Genomic DNA, 21,994 nt, shown 5'->3' on the forward strand with positions numbered 1-21,994 from the left:
ATCGGCTAGTCTTACGCTCCGTGATCGCCGATGCGGATTCGACGCTCTTTTGTAAGAACTCCGGCAGATCAGCGCTCGGGCATGCGATGATGTGCACCTGCGGATGAGGTTGCCGATGAAGACCGCTGGGGCCGCTGGGAGGTGGGTGTGACCGAGTCGGGCGCGCAGAGCGGGCCGACCGCGCTGCGCATCATTCTCGGCGGGCACCTTCGCCGGATGCGGGTGGCAGCAGGGATCAGCAGATCCGACGCGGGGTGGGAGATCCGGTCGTCGGAGTCCAAGGTCAGCCGGATGGAACTCGGCCGCGTCGGCCTCAAGGAGCGCGACGTCCGTGACCTTCTTACTCTGTACGGCGTCGACGACGAGGAAGAGCGCGAACGCCTCCTCGCTCTGACCCGCGAGGCGAACAACCCGGGCTGGTGGCACCGGTACGGCGACGTACTCCCGAGCTGGTTCCACTCCTATCTGGACCTCGAAGCCGCGGCGCAGCTGATCCGTGTGTACGAACTGCAGTTCGTCCCCGGTCTGCTGCAGACCCCGGACTACATCCGCGCGGTGATCCAGCTGGGCCGCGGGCTGATTCCGGCCGAGGAGGTCGAGCGCCGGGTCGCGCTGCGGACGAGCCGGCAGAGCGTCCTGACCCGACCGGAGCCGGTCCGGATCTGGGCCGTCGTCGACGAAGCGGTGCTCCGCCGGCCGATCGGTGGCGTGAAGGCCATGATCCAGCAGCTCGACCACCTGCTCGAGGCGTCGCAGTATCCGAACGTCACGCTGCAGGTGATGCCGTTCAACGTCGGCGGCCACGCAGCCACCGGCGGCGCCTACAGTATTTTGCGTTTCCCGGAGCAGGACCTCCCGGACATGGTCTACATCGAGCACCTCAGCAGCGCTCTGTACCTGGACAAACTCGAGGACCTCGACCAGTACACGGCGACGATGGAAGCCCTCTGCGTCGCAGCCCCACCCCCGAACAAGACCCGCGACATCCTCGCCACCATCAAAAAGGACTTCGAGAGCTGACCCCAGCCGGTCGCGTCCGACCGCCAAGCGGTCAGCCAGTTGTTCCGCATCTCGTAGACCTGCTCGCCCAGAGGTGTTGTGGAGAGCGGGACGGGCACGGGCGACAGGGTCCAGCATGCCCGCCCCGCTGATCATGGGGTGCGGCTGACGAAGACGAGCGGATGGCCGGTTAGTTCGCGCAGGGTGCGGGTGAGGCGCGCCCGCGGACGTAGCAGAACAGCGTGCGTTGCACGGCCGGCTTGAGTTCTGCGATAGCCATGCAACGACCGTACGGAGCACGCGTGATCACGCACCATACGAATCTGAGCGATCCGGTGGTGCCTGTCGGAGTCCGTTTCGGCTCGGCGAGGTACCGACGTACGGCTAGAACGCGAGGTTGTGGATAACGGCGCGGTTGGTCATTGCGCGATCAGCGCCGCGACGAAGGCGCTGGTGTCACGTGGGCTGAGTGCGGTGGCACGCAGGTGGTCGAAAACGAGGCTGTGCCGCTCGACCTCTGCCTCCGATTCCAGGAAGATGTCGCCGGCAACGCTCTCCACGTAGACGATGTCGGGTGCCACCGCACCGAACCTCAGTTGGACGAACGCGCCGAGCATTCCGGGATGAACCCCACGGTCGAACGGAATCACTTGCAGCGTGATGTTCGGGCGCTCGCTCATTTCCAGGAGCCGGCCGAGCTGGGCGCGCATGACGGCACGGCCTCCCACTTCCCTGCGCAGTGCCGCCTCATCGATCACCGCCCAAAGCTCCAGCGGATCACGTCCGTCCCGCGTGCGGCTCAGAATGCGCTGCCGCTCCATCCGCGTCTGCACGCTCAACTCGAACCTGTCGGCGTCCCTCGGCAAACCGTCCGCCAGCGCCGCGCGGGCGTACTCCTCCGTCTGCAGGAGTCCTGGAACAAACAGCGATTCGTAGTTGTGCGCGACCTTGGCCTCCGACTCGAAGCTGATGTACGCCGCATAGCTCTGCGACATCACGTCCTTGAGCTGGCGGAGCCACCAGGGTTGCTTTCCGCCCCGGGCCAGTTCGATGAGTTCTGTGCGCCGTACGTCGGGTACGCCGTACAGGTCGAAGAGGGTTTCGAGGGTGCCGGTCTGCGGCTTGGCCTGGCCCTTTTCGATGCGCCAGAGAGTGCCCTGGTTGACGCCGGTGCGTTCCTGGACCAGCTCGCGTGTCAGGCCGGCCTCCGCGCGCAGGGTTCGCAGCTCGGCCGCGAGTCGCCGAAGCCGAACGGTCGGCGGACCGGCTGGTCTCGGCACCTATCCACAACCTCTCGTTTTCGAGTCCGCGAAGGTACACATCAGGACCAAGACGATGGATTCACTGCCATGAATCCCAGATCCACAGCAATACGTGTACCTAGATTCGTATGGTACAAGAGCCATTACGCTCCGTACGGTCGTGTCATGGCAAGGTTTCAAACACGAACAGAACGAGGCGGTTTGCGATGATCCTCGGCGCAATGCGCCGACGTTCGTGTCTCTACGGGTGACGAACGATCGGGCGTCTCAGGACGCGGGCTCGCGAAAAGGGAGCGGCGCCGTTTACCAGGAGCCGCCGCCTCCGCCGCCGGAGCCGCCGCCGACGCCGCTGCTGGAGCTTCCGCTGTAGCTGCTGCTGGAGGACGACCCCGCGGAGCTGCCGGAGGATGACCTGGCGCTGTCGACGGCCATCGGCAGGTGCAGGCCCAACTTCCAGCGGTCGTGGAGGTAGCCGGGCTGGGCCTGACGGGCCGAGCCGCCCTGCTTCGTTGCGCGCTCGGCTTCGATCGTCCAGGAGGTGGTCTCGCCGAGTCCGGCGGCCCAGGCGGTGAGCAGGTCCTCGTCGCGGCCGTCCCACCCCTCGAGGCCGGCGAGATAGAGACGGTACGCCTCGGCCTGGCACCACAGCTCCGAGCCGCGCGCCGTACGGGCCCTCAGCTCCCAGGACCGCAGCACCGCCGCGAGGCCGCCACCGGCCAGTGCTGCGCCGACGGCGGTCGGCGTGCGCCACGCCGTCCCCGACTCCAGCGCGCCGTCGGCCGTGAAGATCAAGACGATCACACCGGCGACAGCCGCCAGCACACCGGCGATCAGGGCCACGCGGCGTGCTCGCTCCGCACCTGGCACCCACAGCTCCATGTCATCGGACAGCCGCCAATCGTTCAGCCCGCTCTCCAACTCGTGCCAGGCCTCGGCGAAATTCTTGTTGTACTTGCGCAGCGAGACGTCCGGATTCCTGGCGAACAGGGTGCCGACGACCCGCTCGGTCAGTTCGTCGGCGTTGCCGGGCTCCTCCATGGCTCTCCGCAGTACCGGTCGAGTCGCCCCGGTAACGCGCAGGTGGCCGTCCATTGCGGCGCCGAGCAGCCACGCGACCAGATGGTTCTTGCGAACCTGTCCGGTCAGGAGGATGCCAGCTTGGGCTGCGCCGAGCTCCGCCGGCGGGACCGAGGAGGGCTGAACAGTCCCGGCCAGCTTGCCCAGGTCCATCCGGCGGCCGCCCCGAACATGCTGACGTCCCGCGAGCCGGAGGAGTTCTGCGATCACCAGGGCGGCCACGAGTGCGATACCCGTGATCCACAACCAGCCCTGTGCGAGGTGCCCCTCGGACTCGGCGGTCGCCGGTCCGGTCGGCGGCTCGGGCAGCGTCGCACCGCCACCGCTGGCCGTGAACTCGCCGTACACGGTCAAGCCCTGTCCCTTGTCCAGGCCGCCGTGGCCGGCATCCAACTGTCCCGGCCGGGGCTGTCGCATCGTCGCGCAAGGGTCTTCCGAACCGTACGAACCTGCATTGCACTGCACCGACCGCAGCCCGTACGGCGTGGCGACGTGCACCTCCACCCGCCTGATCGGTACCTCCCACTCGGTACCCACGGCGTCCCACGCCAGCCGCTCGGGATTTCCGAGCGTCCGCAGGGTGTACTCGATCCGGTACCGGTGCGTCCCCGTCACCGTCGACGCCGCGTCGCCGATCATCATCTTGGTCACGACGGACCCGTTGAGCCGGAACGGGACCTCCGCACCGTCCATCGTGATCGAGACGTCCCGCAGATCGCCACGCTTGTCGAGTGGCACGGTCCGGAAGATCCCGTGCTTGTCGTTGCCGGCGAAGTCGTAGTCGATGACCTCGGTGATCCGCGCGCTTCCGTCCGTGCGCACCTCGGCCCCGACCCACATCCGCGCGACCTGCTCACCTGTTTGCGCGAGGAGCCCGACCAGCAGCCCGACCAGGCCGATCAGCAGGACACCCGTGACCAGCCAGAGGGCGTCCTTCTTCCTGCGCCTTGCGACCGAACCCGCCATCGTCGTACGTCCTCTCCTGACCCCCCGGTGCCGGCACGGACGTCCACCATGCTTCCAGTCCCAGGGGTGCATCACCGCAGCGCATCGGTACGGGCGCGGTACGGGCAGAGCGGCCGCAGCGGCGGTCCCTAGACTCGCCGGTTGATCTCGAACGAAGTCTCTCTACTGGCGTTCAGGTGTTGTCAGTGAGCCACTGGATCAGGGGTTGGGTGGCTCGCCAGTCTTTGCGGATTTGGGTGGTTAGGGCTGGCGTGTGGATGACGGGTTCGAAGCCGTAGTTCTTGCTGACGGTGAGGGATTTGTGGCGGAGTAGGTCGATGCGAGGGTGGTCCGGGTCGTAGCCTCGGGGGCTGGTTTTGAGTTTGTCGCCGCCTACGGTCCAGCCGGCCTTCACCAGCTTGGCGAGTAGCTTCTCCAGTTCCTTGCCGCGGCGGTCGTCGTCGATGGCGGTGCGGACGCGAGCGAGTCGCTCGGACGACGCCTCGTAGAAACCTGCCGCGACTCGTACACCGGGTGCGGACACCTGCACGTACCACCCGGTGGCGGGGGCGACGTCGATGAAGGCGCCCTGGTGGATCTTGTACGGCGTCTTGTCCTTGGCGAACCGCACGTCGCGGTACGGGCGGAAGAGTTTCGCCGTACCGAACTCCTCCTCGAGCTCCGCGAGCAGCGCGGCCATCGGCGCCCGGACCGACTCCTCGTAGACGTGCTTGTGCTCCGTCCAGAAGGTCTTGGTGTTGTCCATTTCGAGATCGTCGTAGAAGTCCAGCGCCGCAGCCGGAAAACCGGTAAAACTCATGCGGTAACGATAGTTCGCCCGGCAGATCGGACAGACACCCCATGCGCGCGATCCAGGTCACCCAGTTCGGCGGGCCCGAGGTACTCGTACCGACCGAGCTCGAACCACCGGTCGCAGGCCCCGGCCAGCTGCTCGTCGAGGTCGGCGCGGCCGGCGTGAACTTCGCCGACACCCATCGCACCGACGGCTCGTACCGCGGCGGCGTCACGCTTCCGTTCGTCCCGGGCGTCGAGATCGTCGGCCGTACCGAGACCGGCCGCCGCATCCTCTCCCCCATCCTCGAGACCGGCGGAGGGTACGCCGAGTACGCCGTGGCGCCGGCGAACCGCGCGGTCGACGTACCGGACGAGGTCAGCGACGGGCAGGCGCTCGCACTCCTCATCCAAGGGCTGACGGCCTGGCATGTATTAAGGAACAGTGCCCGGCTCCGCGCGGGCGAGTCCGTGCTGGTGAACGCGGCGGCCGGAGGCGTCGGATCGATCGCGGTGCAGCTCGCCAAGCACTTCGGCGCCGGCCTGGTCATCGCGACGGCGTCGACCTCGGCGAAGCGGGAGCTGGCGCTGGAGCTCGGCGCGGATGTTGCTGTGGACAACAACCCTGACGGGTACGCGGACCGGATCCGGGAGGTGACCGACGGCGTGGACGTCGTACTGGACTCGACGGGCGGCGCGACGATGCTGGCCGGGCTGGAAACACTCAGCGGCTTCGGCCGCCTGGTCAACTACGGCAACGCCGGTCGCGAGGGACGACCCAGCATCGATCCGAGTGCGCTTGCCCAACGCAACCTTTCGGTGGCCGGCTTCTGGCTGGTCCCCGCGATGGACGAGCCAGGCGGATACGTCGAGCCGCTGACCGAGCTGCTCGCCCTCACTGCCGCCGGCAAACTCCGCCCACTCGTCGGCGCCGAGTACCCGCTGGAGGACGCCCGCCGCTCACACGAGGATCTGCTCGCCCGCCGGACCACCGGCAAGCTCATCCTCAAGCCGTGAAAGCCGTGAAGCCGGTAAAGAAGGCACGGATGTCCGCGGCCAGCACCTCGGGCTGTTCGAGCGCGGCGAAGTGACCGCCGTGCGGATGGCTGGTCCAGCGGACCATGTTGTCGGTGTGAGCGACCTTGTGCCGTAGCGGGATGAAGTTCTCGTGCGCCAGGTCGAGGAGCGCCGTCGGCGTCCGCGACGGCTCGGCCGGCTGGCCCCAGTACGACGCGTGCGCGCGCTCGTAGTAGATCGCACCGGACGATCCGCCGGTCCTCGTCAGCCAATACAGCATCACGTTGGTGAGCAGCACATCACGGTCGATCACCGACGCCGGATCCGACCAGGTCGCGAACTTCTCCGCGATCCACGCCAGCTGCCCGACCGGCGAGTCGGTCAGCGCGTAGGCCAATGTCTGCGGGCGGGTCGACTGCAGGTCGGCGTACCCCTGCTGCTCCGTCGCGAAGTCCTGCTGCCGGTGCCACGACGCCCAGGTCCGCTCGCGCTCGGCCGCGTCGAGGGGCGCGAGTTCCTCGAAGGTCGGCTCGGAGGTCGCGCCCGCGCCGGGGATGAGGTTGAGGTGTACGCCGATCACGCGCTCGGGATCGATCCGCCCGGCCTCGCGGGAGATCGCCGAACCCCAGTCGCCGCCTTGCACGCCGTACCGCTGGTACCCGAGCCGCGTGACCAGCTCGGTCCACGCGCGCGCAACGCGCTTGAACTCCCACCCGGGCTCGGTGGTCGGGCCGGACAGCGTGAAGCCCGGGATGGTCGGGAGGATCAGGTGGAAGTCGCTCAGCAACTCGGCGACGAAGGTGAACTCGACGATCGAGCCCGGCCAGCCGTGCGTGAGGACGAGCGGGATCGCGTCCGGCGACGACGAGCGGATGTGGGCGAAGTGGACGACCGCCCCGTCGATGACGGTGGTGTACTGCGGCCACGCGTTCAGCCGTGCCTCGGCGGCCCGCCAGTCGTACCCGTCCCGCCAATAGCCGACCAGTTCGCGCAGGTAGTCCAGCGGTACGCCGCGGGACCAGCCGGCACCCGGTACCTCCGAGGGCCAACGCACCAGGTCCAGCCGTCGGCGCAGGTCGTCCAGCTCGCCCTCCGGCACATCCAGCCGGAACGGTTCGATCGTCATCGCGGCAACTCTGACACAGAAGGTGCCGGTCAGGCGGTGATTTTCTCCTGGGTGCGGTCGCGGATGACCTTGACCGCGACAGCGGCGATCAGGCAGATCACGCCGGCGCTCATCACGACGATGGTCAGCGTGCTGGCGCCGTTCAGCGCGTTGTCGCAGGACATCGGCGTGATCCCGGCGGCCGGCTGGAACGCGGAACCGCAGTCGGTCCCACTCGCCGAGACCGACCGGAAACCGAGCAGCGCGCCGCCGACCAGCAGCACCAGCCCGGCCGCGCCGAGAATCTTGTTCAGCGAGATCACGGTCAAGCCGGATCCGCTGGATACGGGCATGCCGATCGCACGCCCCGTGAGCCCCGTAGCACTTCGATCACTCCTGACTTCGTCGGACCACCCAGTCATCGACGGTACGGTCCGGCCCGCGATGATCCCCACCCGAGCAGCCGGTCAGGATCGATTCTTCACAGAGACCTTACTCAGAACATGACCGGCTGTGACGGTGATCTCAGATCAAATGGCGGTGCAGATCAAAAGGAAGGCACTCTCACCCGAGACGTTCCTCCAGGTACACGGTGATCTCCTGCCCCGGCTGCTTGCCGATCAGGGTCCGCAGCTCGCCCTTGACGGGCAGTTTGTGGGTCCCGTCGCCGAGCGCCATGAACGAGCTCTCGAACGGGTGGCCGTCCATCGTGCCACGCACCTTGACCAGTCCGCGCGTCCCGAAGTACGCCGCCGAATCCGGCATCTGCACGTAGGTCCAGCCGCCCTTGGCGTCGCTCTTCAGCAGCGGCGCGGTGAAGGTCTTGTCCAGCTTTCCGGTCTTCTTGCTCACGGTGAGCTCCTCTCTACACCCCTAGGTAGAGACTGCGGACGGCGTTTCGACATCTCCCGCCAACCTATTCTGGGAAATGTGCAGATGACGATCCGCCGGGCCGGGCGGGACGACGTACCGGCGGTGCTGGCGCTCCTCGACGGGGCGACCGAGTGGTTGGTGGCGCGCGGGCGGACCGACCAGTGGGGTACGGCGGCCCACTCGACGAGCCCGCGGCGGGTCGAACAGATCACCGGCTTCGCCGACGACGGCGGACTGTGGGTGGGCGAGACGGACGACCGAGTGGTCGGGGCACTCGCTGTTGGCGCCGCCCTCGACTACGTGCCGCCGGCAACCGAACCGGAGCTGTACGTGCGGCTGCTCGTGACCGACCGCCTGTCCACCGGGCAGAACCTTGGCGGGCTGCTGCTCGACCATGCCCGCAGGCTGGCCCGCGCGGACGGCGCGCGGATGCTGCGGGTGGACTGCTTCGCGGGCGGCGACGGGGCGCTGGTCCGGTACTACGAGAGGCAGGGCTTCACGCGCGACGCCGAGTTCGCCGTACCGCGGGTCAATGATGTGGACTGGCTGGGTCAGGTGCTGGTCCAGCACCTGTGATCGCGCGGTGAACCACGCCGTGTGAGTCGCTGCAGTGCTCCGACTGCTGACTTGCGGTGGCGTGATCGACCTGGAGCGTCGAGTGCGTCAGATGGTGGCGCTCGGCAAGCACTTCCTCGATCCGGACCCGGATCTGGTGACAGTCGAGGCCCTCGGCGACCAGGATGTGCGCGGACGCGGCCGGCTCGCCCGAGGTGATCTCCCAGACGTGCAGGTCGTGCACCTCGACCACACCCTCGACTGCGCACAGCTCGGCGCCCAGCGACTGCGGGTCGATCGCGATCGGCGCGGCCTCGAGGAAGATCCGCCCCGAGTCACGGACCAGGGAGACGCCGGCCTTCAGCATCAGTACGGCGACCACGAACGCGGCGATCGCGTCCGCACGGGCGAACCCGGTGAGCAGCACGACGAGACCGGCGATCGCCGTCGCGATGAACGCGAACAGGTCGTTCAGGATGTGCTGGTACGCGCCCTCGACGTTGAGGCTGGAGCGGTTCGCCTTGCTGATCAGCCAGGTCGCGAACAGGTTCACCACGATGCCGACGACGCCCGTGATCAGCACCAGCGCGCCCTTGACCTCGGGCGGATGGATCATCCGGCTGACGGCCTCGTACACGAAGTAGACCGCGAGCAGCAGCAGCGTGATGCCGTTGGCCTGCGCGGAAAGGATCTCGACGCGCTTGAACCCGTACGTGAACCCACCGGCCGGCGGCTTCGCGGCGAGCCGGATCGCTAGCAGTGCCAGCGCGATGGCGATGGCGTCGGTGAGCATGTGCGCCGCGTCGGTGATCAGGGCCAGCGAACCGGCCGCGAACCCGACGATCACCTCGGCGATCATGAAGCCGACGATCAGCGCGAGCGCACCACTCAGCAGCTTCCGGTCCGCCGCCGCGCTGACGCCGTGCCCGTGTGCGTGGCCGGCGCTCATGCTTCCGACCGTTCCGGGTGAATGGCGTCGGTGTGCTCGGTGTGCGCGACCGCGAGGTCCAGCAGCATCCGCACGTGCGCGTCGTCGAGCCGGTAGAACGCGTTCCGCCCGTCCCGCCGTACGCCGACCACTCGGTGAGCACGCAGCAACCTGAGCGCATGGGATGTCGCGGACTCGCTCAAACCGGTGATCGCGGCGAGATCGCAGACGCACAGCTCCCCGTCGAGCAGCGCGACGAGCAGCTTCAGCCGCCGCGGGTCGCCGAGCAGACCGAACACGTCGGCCGTGTCGGCGATGTCCTCCTCGCCCGGCATCCTGGCATTGACGCTCGCCACCCGCTCCGGGTCGACCAGCCGCACGTTGCATGCGTCGAGCTGCACATCTGCAGAACTCTTCATATATCGAGACTAGGGCAGCAGCCCGGCGTGCCGCAAGCTACAACGTGTCCGCGAGCCACTTCAGATGACGCATCCGCTGCAGTTGGGCGCCGCCCTCGTGACCGTTGTACGGCCACACGTCGATCTCCGCCGGACCGCGATAGTGGTTGTACGCCGCGAAGACCGTCGACGGCGGGCAAACTGTGTCCATCAACGCGACCGAGTACCGGGCCGGAGCCGTCGCCCTCGCCGCGAAGTTCACGCCGTCGAAGTAGTCGAGGACGCCGAACACGTCCTCCGGCGGAATCCTGCGGCGGGCGAGGTAGTCGGCGATCTCGCCGTACCCGGTCTTCTCGATCATCTCGGTCGCCCGCCGGAAGTGCGTCAGGAACGGTACGTCGATCAACGCGGCGGCGAGGTCCGTCCGCAACCCGGCGACTGCCTGCGCGATGCCTCCGCCCTGGCTGCCGCCGGCGACCACGATCCGGGCCGGGTCGGCGATCGGGTGACTCCGCGCCGCGTCGACCGCCCGGACCGCGTCGGTGAACACCCGCCGGTAGTAATAGGTGTCCCGATCGACCAGTCCACGCGTGAGGAAGCCGGGCACCTGCGGATTCGCTCCCGGATCGGGATCGGCCGTCTCGGTCCCCTGCCCGCGCGTGTCCATGACGAGTACGGCGTACCCGGCGGCGGGGTACACGAGCCAGTCGATCGGCCAGTTCCGCCCACCTTGATAGCCCAGGAAATGTACGACCGTCGGCAGCGGCCCGGCCGGGTCACGCGGCGCCAGGAACCACCCCGCGATCCGGTGCCCGCCGAATCCGGTGAACCGCACGTCCCACACGTCGACCGTCTTCAGCCCCGAGTCGTACGGGACAAAATCAGGTTCGAGTGGATCCGTAGAGGCCTTTGCCAGCGTCTCCTGCCAGAAGCGGTCGAAGTCGGCCGGCTCATGCCGCTCCGGACGGTACTCGCGGAGGTCGGGCAACGGCTTGTCGAACAAGGGCATGGTGAGTCCTCTCCTTACCCGGCGGCGCGGGTGAGATCAGCGGGAAGCGGCCGGACGTCCAACGGGACCCGATGCTCGGCCGCGAACCCGAGCAACTCCTCGACCTTCGACAGATCCATCGGTACGGCGCGCCCCGGCAACGCCCGCCGCACCGGAACCGACGGGTGGTACCGCGCCAGCAGGTCCTCGGTCGCGTACGGCGCCAGCGTCTCCGGGGCCGCGACCAGCACGGCGTGGAACCCCGACGCCGGGGCGACGAGCGCCAGCCGCAGTGCCCGCGCGGCGTCGCGGAGATCGAGGTACGCCCACATCTCGGTGGACCCGACCAGCGGGTCGGCCGTGGTCGCCGCCAGCCGATCACGCCGTCGTTTCTCGTTGGCGACGAACGGCAGCCGCAACGCGACCACTGTCAGGTCGTAGCGTCGCGTCATCATCTTGGCGGTCGCTTCGTCGACCTGCTTGGACAACCCGTACGGATCCTCGACCTGCGGCGGCAGGCCCTCGTCGATCGGTACATAGGCGGGATGCAGTGGCTGGGCCGCCCAGGGCAACCCGGTGATCGAGTAACTGCTGCTCATCGCGACCCGGCGGATGTTCCGCTGCCCTGCCGCCTCGAGGACGACGAAGGTCGCGCGGGTGTTGTTGCCGAACACCTCGAGCGGTGTACCCAGGACAGGCGCCGGCACCGCGGCCAAGTGGATCACGGCATCCACATCGACCAGCGCCTCGTCGACCGCGGCCGGATCGCCGGCGTCCCCGACCACCACCCGATCCGCCGGCAACCCGTCCGGCTCGATACGCTCCAGCGCGGTCACTGCGATGCCCTGGGCAACCAGGTCGTCCACCACGGCACGTCCGATCATGCCGCCTGCCCCCGTGACGAGAACCCGGTTCACTCGCACTCCCCTCATCCCTTGATCCCCCCGGCCAGTCCGGCGCCGCGGATGAAGTAGCGCTGGAAGAGCAGGAAGATGACGATCGGCAGCACCACCGAGATCAGCAGTCCGGCCATGAACAGGTTCACCTGCACGTTGTCGCGGATCGACGGCAACATCACCGACAGCGGCTGTTTGGTCCGGTCCGGCAGCACGAGCTTCGGCCAGAGGAACTCGCGCCAGGCCGCGATGATCGACAGCAGCGACACGACGCCGATGATCGGGCCGGACAACGGCAGCACCAGGGACGTGAACATCCGGAAGTTGCCGACACCGTCGATCTTCGCGGCCTCGAACAGCTCGGCCGGCAGGTTCGCGAAGAACCGTCCGGTGATGATCACGTTGAAGGCACTCGCCCCGGCGGGCAGCCAGATCGCCCAGTAGGTGTTGATCAGCGACCCGCCGATGATCGGTACGTCGATCACCGTCAGATAGAGCGGCACCAGCGAGATCACGCCCGGAATGAAGAGCGTCGCCAGCAACGCGCCGTTGACGAACTTCGCGTACCCAGGGCGCAGGATCGCCAGCGCATAACCACCGGTCGTTGCCACCAGCACCGACACGGCCCAGTTGCCGAGCGCGATCCAGACGGTGTTGATCAGTGCCGGCCCGACCCGGAGCCGGGTCCAGGCGGTCTCGATGTTCTGCCACTGCGGTTGCCCGGACCACAGGCCGAGCGGGTTCGACGCGATGTCGCCCGGTTGGGAGATCGCCGCCTTGGCCAGCCAGAGGATCGGCCCCAGCCCGGCCAGTGCGAGCAGGACCAGGATCACGACCTGACCGCTGCCGAGGGTCCACCGCACGAGCGGGCGGCTACGGTCGGCCGGAGAGATGATGCCACGATCGCTCATGTCGTCCCCCAACGCCGGGTCAGCCGGAAGTACAGCAACGAGAGCAGCCCGAGGAAGAGCGCCAGCAGGACCGACAACGCGGTCGCGCCGCCATAGTCGCCGTTGATGAAGGCGTAGTTGTAGAGCAGCATCAGGATCGTCGTGGTCGCGTTCGCCGGACCGCCGCCGGTGAACAGGAACGGCTCGGTGAACACCTGGAACGTCCCGATGATCTGGAGCAGCAACGTGATCATCAGGATCGTCCGCAGCTGCGGCAACGTCACGTGCACCACCCGTCGCCAGATCGAGGCCCCGTCGATCTCGGCCGCCTCGTACAGATCCGTGCGTACGCCAGACAACGCGGCCAGGTAGATGATCATCGTCGAGCCCGCGTTGGCCCAGGTCGCCTCCAGGACGATGCTGGGCATCGCCGAGTGCGCGTCCTGCAGCCACTGGAACGGACCGAGGCCGATGCCTCGGGCAAGCGTGTTGAACAGGCCGTCGTCACTCGCGTCGTAGAACACCCTCCACAGCAGGATCGCCACCACCGGCGGCAGTACCACCGGGAGATAGGCGAGCACCGAGAACAAGGCCCGGCCGCGGCGCAGCTCGCGGACGAAGACGGCCAGTGCGAGCGGCGCCGGGTAGCCGAACACCAACGCCAGCAGGGCGAACCAGGCCGTGTTGCGGACCGCCGTCAGCAACAGCGGGTCGGCGAGTACCTTGCGGAAGTTGCCGAACCCGACCCACTGCGCCGGCTCGACCAGGTTCGTCTGCTGGAACGCGAGGACCAGACCGCGCGCGATCGGCCACCACGAGAACAACCCGAACACCAGCAACGTCGGGATCAGGAACACCAGGGTGCTGATCCCGCCGTTGCGGATCCATCGGGCGGTACGGGTCACGGGTTCGCCAGCAGGCCGTCGACGGCCTTCGACGAGTCAGTGAGCAGCTTGCCGATATCGGTGTCCTTCTTGGTCAGCACGGTCTGCACGACGGTGTCGAGGTTCGCGTAGACCTTCTGGCCGGCGACCGGCGGCTCGATCATCAGCTTCAGGGACGAAGCCTTGCTCGTGTACGGCGTGAAGTTCGCCTGCACCGTGTTCACGTACGGCTTGATCCACGCGTTGTACTGCTGCTGCGACGCCTCGTCGAACAGCCACAGCATCGGCAGGCCGACGGAGTGCACCTTGTCCGCGTTCGCTGCCTTGGCGTCGGTGACGGCGTGGTCCTGGTCGGTGAACTTCTCCAGCCAGAAGAACTCCGCCCACTTCACCGCCGCCTCGACCTGCTCCTTCGAGGCCTTCGGGTTGAACATCTGTACGGCGCCACCGGTCAGCGTCCCGCCGTCCGGCGAGTTGAGCGGCAGCGGCGCGACACCGATGTCCTCGCCCTTGGCGCCCATCGTGGTGACCTCGTCGCGGTAGTCGCCCGGCGTACCGATGTACATCCCGATCTTGCCGCCGGCGAACTCCTGCTGCAGCTGCTTCTGGTTGAACAGGAAGTTGCTGCCCATCGCGTTGTCGGTCCACCGCATCTCGTGCAGGGCGGTCAGCGCGTTCTTCATCGGCGCGTCGTTGAACGCGGCCGAGGCCTTGCCACCGTCGACGTTCTCGATCTTCCCGCCGTACGTGTAGGTCATCGTGGTCAGGATCCAGCCACCGGTGTTGTTGGTGGTCATCATCGAGTAGCCGGCCTTACCGGTCTTGTCCGCGATCGCTTTCGCGTCCGTCCGCACTTCTTCCCACGTCGTCGGCGGCTTGTCCGGGTCGAGCCCGGCCTGCTTGAACAGCGCGCGGTTGTAGTTGAGGCTCATCGTGTATGCCTGCACCGGCAGCCCGAAGATCTTCCCGCTGGAGTCCTGGACGGTCTTCAGCACCTCGGGGTTGATCTTGCTGCCGATCGGCGACGCCTTCACCACGTCGGTGATGTCGGCGAGCTGCTTGCGCTCGATCAGGCCCTGTACGTCGGTGTACGGGATGGCGACCACCGTGGGCAGCGTTCCGGCAGCCAGGTCGGCCTGGAACGTCTGCACGTCGTACCCGTACTCCGAGCCCTCGATCTTGATCTTCGGATTCGCCTTCTCGAACTCGGCGACCCGGTCGGTCCAGGTCTTCAGCGCGGCCGCCTGGTCGGGCGTCGGCTTCTGCCCGACCTTGATCGTCACCGTGCCGTCGGCCTTCGTGCCTTCGGCACCAGATTCTGACGAGCAGGCGGTGGCGCCAAGCATCACCAATGCGGCGACTACCCCTGTTGTCCGTCGTGTGGTCAGCACGTGCATCTCCTAACTGATGAACGTTCCGGGCAGGAACAAGGTCGTGGTCTTTCCGGTGACGATGCCGCTCGCCCACTGCAGCGCGCCCGCACGCCCGGCACCGTCGTTCTCGTTCAGGGCAAGGGATATCGCGACCGGTCCGGTCGGTTGGCTCTGGAACCCGAGCGCCGCCCACGGGATCTGCACCTGGTACGACGTGATGCCATCGGCGCGCGTGATCGCGGCCGTCGCGCCTGGCGTCGTACCGGTCGGGCTGCCGTCCGAGGTGCCGAAGGTGTAGACGGCCGGACCGGTCGGCAGCAGCGCGGCGCCGATCTCGGTCGCGGTCGCGTTCTCGCCGGGCAGTCCGTTGCTGACCGCGAACTGCAGGCTGTCGCCCCGCCACAGGTTCGGCGCGGTCTCGGTCTGCGCGAACACGTCATCGGTGACCGCCGCATTGAGGATCAGTCCGGTGGCGTCGTACTGGAAGTTGGCAGTGCCCGACAGGTCGGCGGCGCCACCCCAGGGGCGGGTGAACGCGATCCAGCTGGCGTCCGTCGCCAGGTTGATCGAGCTGGCCGGGGTCGTTGCCGAGGGCACGATCGGGTTGAAGGCGGTGGTGCCTTTGGCGGAGATCTTGTTGCCGTCGGAGGTGGTGAGATCGACCGTGTAGGCGTAGGCCTTCCACGGTGCCAGGCCGGTGACCGGGATGGCGATCGTTGCCTTCTGCCCCGGTTCGATCGACTGACCGGCGCCGGCGGTTCCGTGTTGGCCGGCGATGGTCCAGGTCAGGTCCTGGATCGTCGCGGCCGTGGCCGCTCTTGTGTTGGTGAGCTCGACGCCGAGAGCGGTCTGCAGGTCGGACGTGAGCTGTGGAAGGACGCGGATCTTGGTCGCCGGTTCGACACTGGTCCAGGCGACCAGGCGGGCGGTGGGCTTGCCGTCGCGCGCGACCGTCGCGACCACGTGCCGCAAACCGAGGGTGTCACTCGGCGGGATCGGGATCGTGACCGTGGTGTCGTTGCCCGGCGTCACCAGGACGCGCTCGGTCCGGCCCGCGACCGTCACCTCACGCGGACCGAGGTTGGCCACGGCACCTTTCAGGGTGACCGTGACCGCCGTGGGCTCCTGCGAGTTGGACGGGTCCGCGGCCGCGATCGTCAGCTGCGGCGCGGTCTGCTGGGTGACCGAGGTGGCGGGTCCCTTGACGAAGACCGGGTCCTGGTCGACGGTCAGATTCACAGCGCCGGCGGTCGGGGTCAGGGTGGTCTTGTGGCCGTACATGTCGGTCACTTCGAGCGGGGTTGTCGTGTTGAGTTTCACCGATGACGTGCCGGCGGCGGTCGACCACAGGACGCGGGTGGTCGACGTACCGGAACCGAAGCGGTACGAGTACAGCGGTGACGGCAGGGTGTCGCGGCCGCTGTAGGCGAGACCGGTCAGCGCACGGATCGTGGTTGCCTTCGCGACCAGGCCCGGCTTCGGCGCCATCCCGGCGATCGGTCCGGCAGGTGCCTGCAGGAGACCGAAGGTGCTTTCCTTGTCGTCCAGGTTCGTGCCGTCGTTCAGAGCGTCGTACCAGTAGAACTGGCTGACGTTGCTGGCGACCATGATCGTGTCGGTGCGGATGGACTTGCGGGCCTGGTCGATCATCGATCCGCCGAAGCTTGGCGCGGTCGGGTAGCCCTCCTCGCTGACCCAGATCGGCTTGCCGGAGCCGCCGTTCGCGTTGGCCGCGGTGCGCAGGCTCTGGAGCTGCGTGTCCAGGTCACCCTCGGGGCCGGCGAACGTGTAGATGTGCGCGTTGATCGAATCCAGGTAGGCCAGGCCGCCGTTGGACAGCACCTGGTCGCGGAAGGACGTGTCGCCCTTGTTCGGCCCGATGTCGGCGATGACGTTCGCGCTCGGGTTGTCCGCGTGGGTCTGCTCGTACGCCGCCTTCATCAGCTGCACGAAGCACGCGCCGGTCACGCCACAGGCACTGTCGTTGAAGCCGGGCTGGTAGTACTCGTTGTAGGTCTCGATGTCGTTCGTGGTGCCGGCGAAGTGCTTGAGCCAGAAGCTCTGGTACCGGCCGAACCCGGCGAGTCCTTCGGGGGTGCTCGGGGTCTTGCCGCCGTCGTACAGCGCGTTGCGGTAACCGGTCACGAGCAGCGGGCGGATGCCGTTCGCCTTCGCGTCCGCGATCATCGCGTCGTACTGCGGCTCGACCGTGTAGTTGCCCGGTGTCCCGGATTCGACGTGTCCCCACTCGAGGCTGTCCCGGATGTGCGAGAAGCCGGCCAGGGCGAGCGTCCGGATCAAGGCGCCGCTGAGGTTGTAGTAGTGGTTCATGTGGGTGTTCACGCCCCACTTGCCCGTGGGGGACTGGATTCCCGCGGGTAGCGGTGAGATGACGGCGAGCGTCGTACCGACGACTGTCGCTCCGGCGGTGAGGCGGAGGTTGTAGAAGCCGGGGCCGAGGGCTGCCGTGCTGATCGAGCCGTTCGTGGTGTTGCCTGAGGCAACGGGCAGGTACTGGTCGTCGGTGATGCTCCAGGCGACTGAGGGCGCCGTCGAGGTAAGGGTGACGCTGCCCGAGCCCTGGGTGAAGACGAGGCTCTGGTTCGTGACCATGATGCCGGTCGTGTCCGCGAACGAGATGCTCACCGACGAAATGCAGACCGAGCTGATGACTCCACCAGGAGCATTGGCCATCAGCCGGACATCGGCGCCGTTGGCGCGATTCTGGAAGTTGACGTTGGACATCCGGAACTGGGTGGACGCCCAAGCGCCGGTGCCGGGGAAGACGAACCACGGCAGCGGGGTGAAGGCCGAGCTGACGCTGTCGTACTGCGCGGTGAGCTGCTGGCCCGGGGTGTCGAAGTAGTTGACCGTGAGCACCGCGTCGGTCGCGCCGGCCGGGATCCGGGTCGCGTCGATGTTCAGGTAGATGTACTGGTCCTTCAGCTCCTGGCTGGTCTGCCAGCAGGGAACCCCGAGGCGGCTCGACGCCGCGTGCTCCGGGACCTTGTCCGGGTCTCCCGGCCAGGCGGCCATCCCGTCCGCGGCGACCGGGTTGGTGAAGACGATGCCGGGGTTGGTCGCCGCCTCTGCAGGCGCCCCCGACTGCACGGCGACCAGCGCGCCGGCGGCCAAAGCTCCACCGGCCAGCACCGCGAGCACCTTCCGAACCGGACCGAGCATGGGCGGTTCCTCTCGTCGAGTTCACATACATGAACGCTGTCTGTGATGCTGAACGACGAAAAGGTAGGGCGAGGCACAGGAACGTGTCAACGGTTCAACTGTTCGGCCCGGCGCGGCAGCCCGGTTCGGGCTGGTTCAGGCGCCTGGGAGGCGGCGGAGAGTGCCGCCGATCTCGTCGGCGTGCTCGAGCAGCGCCTGGACCACGTCACGCTGATGCGCGTCGGTGAAACGGGTCAGCGGAATCGAGCAGCTGAGCCCGTACGTCGCCGGCCGCCCGTACGGGATCGCGACCGCGATGCTGCCCAGGCCGAGCGAATCCTGCTCCCGTTCCGCGGCCCAGCCACGGACCCGGATGTCCTGGAGTTCGAGCGCGAGCGACTTGTGATCGGAGATCGTGTGCTGCGTCTCCGTCGCGAGCTCGGCCGGGATCCGCTCCCCGACCTCCTCGGGCGAGAGTTGCGCGAGCAGCACCTGCCCGAGAGCAGTCGAGTGCGCCGGCATCCGGCGACCGACCCGCGATCCACTGCGCAAGATGTGCATCGACTCGCGACTCGCCAGGTAGACCACATCGGCACCGTCGAGCCGCGCCAGATGAACGGTCTCGTTGAGATGCGCGCGCAACGCGGCAAGGTGCGGAGTCGCGACCTGATTGACCACGTCCCGGTCCAGGAACGCCGTCCCCACGAGAAGGGCGCGGACGCCGATCCCGTACGCCGTACCGCGGTCGTCGGACTCGACCCACCCGGCACCGACCAGCGTCCGCAACAACATGTGGATGCTGGACTTCGGATAACCCAATTGGCTCGCCAGTTCGGTCAGGGTCAGCCGTCGCGGGGCCTGCGCCAGCGCCTCCAGCAGCTCCACCGTCCGAGCCGCCGACTTCACCCCACCAGGTACCTCGGCTCGCTTCGCGGCTCCGTCGCTCATCTCCCCCGCCTCCTCCCGAAACGCCTCAGTTCGGTATATCAGATCACGTTCGCATACCTGAACAGCGAGCGAGAGACAGCCACACTGTAGACCGTGAAGAACTATCCGAACGTCACAGCCGACGAACGGCGATCCCTCGAGCAGTTCCTCGACTTCCACCGCGCCGGCGTACTGCAGACACTCGACGACGTCAGCGACACCGAGGCCACGACCCGGCTGTTCCCGGCGACAGAGCTGACCGTGGGCGGGATCGTCAAGCATCTGGCCGCTATGGAGGATCTGTGGTTCAGCCACAAGTTGCTCGACGTGCCGTCGGCCGAACCGTGGCGGTCGGCGCCGTTCGACCAGGACCCCGACTGGGAGTTCCACTCGGCGGCCGGCAACACGGTCGCGGAGCTCCGCGAGCTGTACGAGAACGCCTGCGACGCCAGCCGGAAGATCGCGGCGCAGGTCGAGTCGCTCGACGAACTCGCCGTACGGGCGTCGTTCGGGGAGAAGCTCGTGAGTCTGCGGTGGATCTACCTGCACATGCTCGAGGAGACCGCGCAACATCGCGGACACCTCGACCTGCTGATGGACGCAGTGCGTCAGGCGAGGCCGAGTCGGTAGGCATACGCGACTGCCTGGGCGCGGTCGCGGAGGTTGGCCTTGGCGAAGAGGTGGTTGATGTGGGTCTTCACCGTGGCCTCGCTGACAACCAGGTGGCGGGCGATCTCGGTGTTGGAGAGGCCCTCGGCGATCAGCCGCAATACCTCGACCTCGCGCGGCGTGAGCCCCGAAACCCTGGCTTCAGTCCGTTTGGCCGTGCCCTCGATCAGCCGGCGCTGTACGTCAGCGTCGACGATCGACTGACCGGCGGCGGCCGCCTGGAGAGCCCGGCCGATCGACTCCGCGTCCGCATCCTTCGTGAGGAATCCGCGCGCACCGGCCCGCAGCGCGGACAGCACCGAGTCGTCGTCGCTGTACGTCGTGAGTACGACGACCTCGGTCCGCGGATGGTCGGCCCGCACGCGCCGGGTCGCCTCCACACCGTCCATGGTCGGCATCCGCAGATCGACAAGCAGTACGTCCGGGTCGTGCTCCGCCACCAGCTCGACCGCTTCGAGGCCGTCCGACGCGGCCGCGATCACGTCGATCCCGGGCAGCAGCTTGAGCAACGTCACCAGCCCGTCGCGCACCACGGTCTGGTCGTCCGCGACCACCACTCGCACACTCACGCAGGCACCTTCAGTTCGACCCGCCAGCCCGTCGAAGTCGGACCGGCCTCCAGCGATCCGCCGACCAGGTCGGCACGTTCACGCATCCCGAGCAGACCATAACCGCCCGGTGCCGCCCGCTCCGGACGCTGCCCCGGCCTGTCCTCGACAGTCAGCCGGACCACGTCGCCGTACGACAGTCGCACCTGCACCGGCGCCCCCGGCGCGTACTTGCGCGTGTTCGCGAGCGCCTCCTGCAACGTCCGGTACAGCGTGCTCAACACCTCAGCCGGCAACTCCCGCTCCTCGCCGTCGACCTCGAACTCCGCCGTCGCGCCACTCTCCAGCCGGTACGCCGTCACGAGATCGCCGAGCGCCCGTACGTCGGGAACCGCGTCGTCCCGCAGCGCCGCGACCGCCCGCCGCGCCTCGGCCAGCCCATCCGCGGCCAGGCCCTGCGCTCGCGTCACCTGCTCGATCGCCTCCGCCGACGCCCCGTCCCGGACAAGCATCAGCCGCGTACCTTGCAGACTCAACGACAACCCGGCCAGCGAATGCGCGAGTACGTCGTGCACGTCGCGCGCGATCCGCGCCCGCTCGGCCAGCGCCGCCGCCCGCTCATGCTCCTCGATCGCGGCCTGCTTCCGGGCCAGCGACACCTCGAGATCTTCCAACTGCTGCTCGCGAGTACGCCGGTTGACCGCGGCGAGCGTCAGCGCAACCAGCCCGAACGCGGCCCCGAACGCACCGGGCAGCGAACGCGTGCTGAGGTACAGCGGGATGCTCGCTCCAAGGATGCTGATGGCAACGATGATCCATTCGAGCGGCTGCGCGCGGTAGTAGCGGACCGCCGCGCGGCTGACCCAGAACGGGACGATGATCATCGCGCTGCCCGGCAACGCGTACCAGAGCACGGATCCGGCGATCGCGAACACGAGCAGGCCGTAGCCGGCCGGGCCGGGTGGTTCGCCGTACTTCAGTCCGAACAGCGTGATGTTGCTGATGACAACGATCACGCCGATCGCGACGATCAGCGGGTACGGCAGTCGCTGGTCGTCGTGGTGCTGGGCCGCGACGACGAGAGAGATGATCGTGATCACCCCCGGGACGGCACGCAGCAGCAGGCCCGGCACGGAGTTGTCCCGCACCAGGCCCGCCGGCGTCCACGTCATAGCCGCATCATGGCTTCATCATGCCCGCTGCACTGCGAACGGGATGTTCATGGCCAGCGAGCGACGGTAGATCATCGCGTTCTGGGCACCGATCGTGATGCCGATCGTCAGCGCGAGCGCCGCCTTGCTGACTCCGCCGTGCGGCCAGAGGGCGGCCGACGCGAACGACGCACCGACCCGGAGGCCGATGGTCAGCAGCCACAGCAGGAGCGTCGCCACGGTCCCCTTCTGGAACAGGCCCTCGTCGGTCTGTGTGAGCCGGATGCTCGCGCCGCGGGCGAGCCCGCAGCCGAGCAGGACGACGCAGTCGAGCGCGAGGAACGCGAGCTCACCGGTCGAGGCGCCGTGGACGGCCGACGACAGCGAGAGCACGCCGACGCCCAGCAGGATGAGCGGCATCACGAACAAGGACTTCTGGGTGACCAGCGAACCGGTCACCTGCCGGCCGACCACCCGCACCAGCACCAGCAGGCCAATCAAGATTCCGAGCAGGGCCGACATGTCGGAGGTTCCTTTCCAAGGAGGTTTGTCGTT

Annotated in this window: 22 protein-coding genes; 4 read left to right on the top strand and 18 right to left on the bottom strand. The window is 67.8% G+C overall.

Translation table 11 applies throughout. The features are described from left to right. Positions 1 to 147: 147 nt before the first annotated feature. Positions 148 to 1,020 (top strand): helix-turn-helix transcriptional regulator, encoded by an 873-nt coding sequence (locus EV649_RS07465; RefSeq protein ID WP_130381787.1) that lies wholly within the window; start codon positions 148 to 150, stop codon positions 1,018 to 1,020. A 398-nt stretch (positions 1,021 to 1,418) separates the two neighbouring features. Here the strand turns inward: EV649_RS07465 and EV649_RS07470 are convergent, their stop codons facing one another. The 3 genes from EV649_RS07470 to EV649_RS07480 all read right to left on the bottom strand — a co-directional run bounded on the left by EV649_RS07470 (position 1,419) and on the right by EV649_RS07480 (position 5,103). Then, a complete protein-coding gene (locus EV649_RS07470; protein ID WP_130381789.1) occupies positions 1,419 to 2,279 on the bottom strand; it encodes a helix-turn-helix transcriptional regulator in 861 nt (286 codons plus the stop codon). 285 nt (positions 2,280 to 2,564) lie between these two features. After that, positions 2,565 to 4,304: a DUF2207 domain-containing protein gene (locus tag EV649_RS07475; protein ID WP_157996201.1), complete on the bottom strand. Its 1,740-nt coding sequence runs from the start codon at positions 4,302 to 4,304 to the stop codon at positions 2,565 to 2,567. A 172-nt stretch (positions 4,305 to 4,476) separates the two neighbouring features. Beyond that, a complete protein-coding gene (locus tag EV649_RS07480; RefSeq protein ID WP_130381793.1) occupies positions 4,477 to 5,103 on the bottom strand; it encodes a DUF2461 domain-containing protein in 627 nt (208 codons plus the stop codon). 41 nt (positions 5,104 to 5,144) lie between these two features. On the opposite strand from EV649_RS07480, the gene EV649_RS07485 reads away from it, so the two are divergent. Continuing rightward, positions 5,145 to 6,092, top strand: a complete 948-nt coding sequence (locus EV649_RS07485; protein WP_130381795.1) for a zinc-binding dehydrogenase — start codon at positions 5,145 to 5,147, stop codon at positions 6,090 to 6,092. Here EV649_RS07485 and EV649_RS07490 read toward each other — a convergent pair. The 3 genes from EV649_RS07490 to EV649_RS07500 all read right to left on the bottom strand — a co-directional run bounded on the left by EV649_RS07490 (position 6,082) and on the right by EV649_RS07500 (position 8,049). After that, positions 6,082 to 7,218, bottom strand: coding sequence for an epoxide hydrolase family protein (locus EV649_RS07490; protein WP_130381797.1), 1,137 nt, complete (start codon positions 7,216 to 7,218; stop codon positions 6,082 to 6,084). The genes EV649_RS07485 and EV649_RS07490 overlap by 11 nt on opposite strands. A 29-nt stretch (positions 7,219 to 7,247) precedes the next feature. Then, a complete protein-coding gene (locus EV649_RS07495; protein ID WP_241998101.1) occupies positions 7,248 to 7,520 on the bottom strand; it encodes a hypothetical protein in 273 nt (90 codons plus the stop codon). Between the two features lie 241 nt (positions 7,521 to 7,761). Next, entirely contained in the window at positions 7,762 to 8,049 is a 288-nt protein-coding gene (locus tag EV649_RS07500) for a DUF1905 domain-containing protein (RefSeq protein WP_130381801.1), read from the bottom strand. Between the two features lie 84 nt (positions 8,050 to 8,133). Between EV649_RS07500 and EV649_RS07505 the strand changes: the two genes are divergently transcribed. After that, positions 8,134 to 8,646 (top strand): GNAT family N-acetyltransferase, encoded by a 513-nt coding sequence (locus tag EV649_RS07505; RefSeq protein ID WP_130383592.1) that lies wholly within the window; start codon positions 8,134 to 8,136, stop codon positions 8,644 to 8,646. On the opposite strand, the gene EV649_RS07510 is transcribed toward EV649_RS07505, so the two are convergent. The 9 genes from EV649_RS07510 to EV649_RS07550 form a co-directional block, all read right to left on the bottom strand. Continuing rightward, positions 8,600 to 9,574 carry a cation diffusion facilitator family transporter gene (locus EV649_RS07510; protein WP_130381803.1) on the bottom strand — a complete coding sequence of 325 codons (975 nt, stop codon included), beginning with the start codon at positions 9,572 to 9,574 and terminating at the stop codon, positions 8,600 to 8,602. The two genes, EV649_RS07505 and EV649_RS07510, sit on opposite strands and share 47 nt — an antisense overlap. Next, a complete protein-coding gene (locus EV649_RS07515; protein ID WP_130381805.1) occupies positions 9,571 to 9,972 on the bottom strand; it encodes a metalloregulator ArsR/SmtB family transcription factor in 402 nt (133 codons plus the stop codon). Before EV649_RS07515 ends, EV649_RS07510 begins: the two co-directional genes overlap by 4 nt. Before the next feature lie 37 nt (positions 9,973 to 10,009). Continuing rightward, on the bottom strand, positions 10,010 to 10,960 hold the full coding sequence (locus EV649_RS07520; protein WP_130381807.1) for an acetylxylan esterase: 951 nt from the start codon (positions 10,958 to 10,960) through the stop codon (positions 10,010 to 10,012). Between the two features lie 14 nt (positions 10,961 to 10,974). After that, on the bottom strand, positions 10,975 to 11,871 hold the full coding sequence (locus tag EV649_RS41970) for an NAD(P)-dependent oxidoreductase (RefSeq protein ID WP_130381809.1): 897 nt from the start codon (positions 11,869 to 11,871) through the stop codon (positions 10,975 to 10,977). Further along, complete coding sequence (locus tag EV649_RS07530; protein ID WP_130381811.1) at positions 11,868 to 12,746, bottom strand: carbohydrate ABC transporter permease; 879 nt, start codon at positions 12,744 to 12,746, stop codon at positions 11,868 to 11,870. Before EV649_RS07530 ends, EV649_RS41970 begins: the two co-directional genes overlap by 4 nt. Next, entirely contained in the window at positions 12,743 to 13,630 is an 888-nt protein-coding gene (locus tag EV649_RS07535; protein ID WP_198682350.1) for a sugar ABC transporter permease, read from the bottom strand. The genes EV649_RS07530 and EV649_RS07535 overlap by 4 nt, the downstream gene beginning before the upstream one ends. Further along, positions 13,627 to 15,000: an extracellular solute-binding protein gene (locus EV649_RS07540; protein WP_157996202.1), complete on the bottom strand. Its 1,374-nt coding sequence runs from the start codon at positions 14,998 to 15,000 to the stop codon at positions 13,627 to 13,629. Before EV649_RS07540 ends, EV649_RS07535 begins: the two co-directional genes overlap by 4 nt. Positions 15,001 to 15,009: 9 nt before the next feature. Then, positions 15,010 to 18,165, bottom strand: a complete 3,156-nt coding sequence (locus tag EV649_RS07545) for a sugar-binding protein (RefSeq protein ID WP_130381815.1) — start codon at positions 18,163 to 18,165, stop codon at positions 15,010 to 15,012. A 135-nt stretch (positions 18,166 to 18,300) separates the two neighbouring features. After that, positions 18,301 to 19,092 (bottom strand): IclR family transcriptional regulator, encoded by a 792-nt coding sequence (locus EV649_RS07550; RefSeq protein ID WP_130381817.1) that lies wholly within the window; start codon positions 19,090 to 19,092, stop codon positions 18,301 to 18,303. Between the two features lie 93 nt (positions 19,093 to 19,185). On the opposite strand from EV649_RS07550, the gene EV649_RS07555 reads away from it, so the two are divergent. Continuing rightward, positions 19,186 to 19,701, top strand: coding sequence for a DinB family protein (locus EV649_RS07555; protein ID WP_130381819.1), 516 nt, complete (start codon positions 19,186 to 19,188; stop codon positions 19,699 to 19,701). Here EV649_RS07555 and EV649_RS07560 read toward each other — a convergent pair. Genes EV649_RS07560 through EV649_RS07570 form a run of 3 tightly spaced genes read right to left on the bottom strand, consistent with a single transcriptional unit; the run spans position 19,680 to position 21,961 of the window. Then, the gene (locus EV649_RS07560; RefSeq protein ID WP_130381821.1) at positions 19,680 to 20,309 is read right to left on the bottom strand and encodes a response regulator transcription factor; all 630 of its coding nucleotides are present in this window, start codon (positions 20,307 to 20,309) and stop codon (positions 19,680 to 19,682) included. The genes EV649_RS07555 and EV649_RS07560 overlap by 22 nt on opposite strands. Further along, positions 20,306 to 21,460, bottom strand: a complete 1,155-nt coding sequence (locus EV649_RS07565; RefSeq protein WP_198682351.1) for a histidine kinase — start codon at positions 21,458 to 21,460, stop codon at positions 20,306 to 20,308. Before EV649_RS07565 ends, EV649_RS07560 begins: the two co-directional genes overlap by 4 nt. A gap of 18 nt (positions 21,461 to 21,478) precedes the next feature. After that, positions 21,479 to 21,961: a hypothetical protein gene (locus tag EV649_RS07570; RefSeq protein ID WP_130381823.1), complete on the bottom strand. Its 483-nt coding sequence runs from the start codon at positions 21,959 to 21,961 to the stop codon at positions 21,479 to 21,481. Between the last annotated feature and the right edge of the window lie 33 nt (positions 21,962 to 21,994).

Origin of the sequence: Kribbella sp. VKM Ac-2569 (assembly GCF_004216905.1) — a bacterium.
Taxonomy (GTDB): Bacteria; Actinomycetota; Actinomycetes; order Propionibacteriales; family Kribbellaceae; genus Kribbella.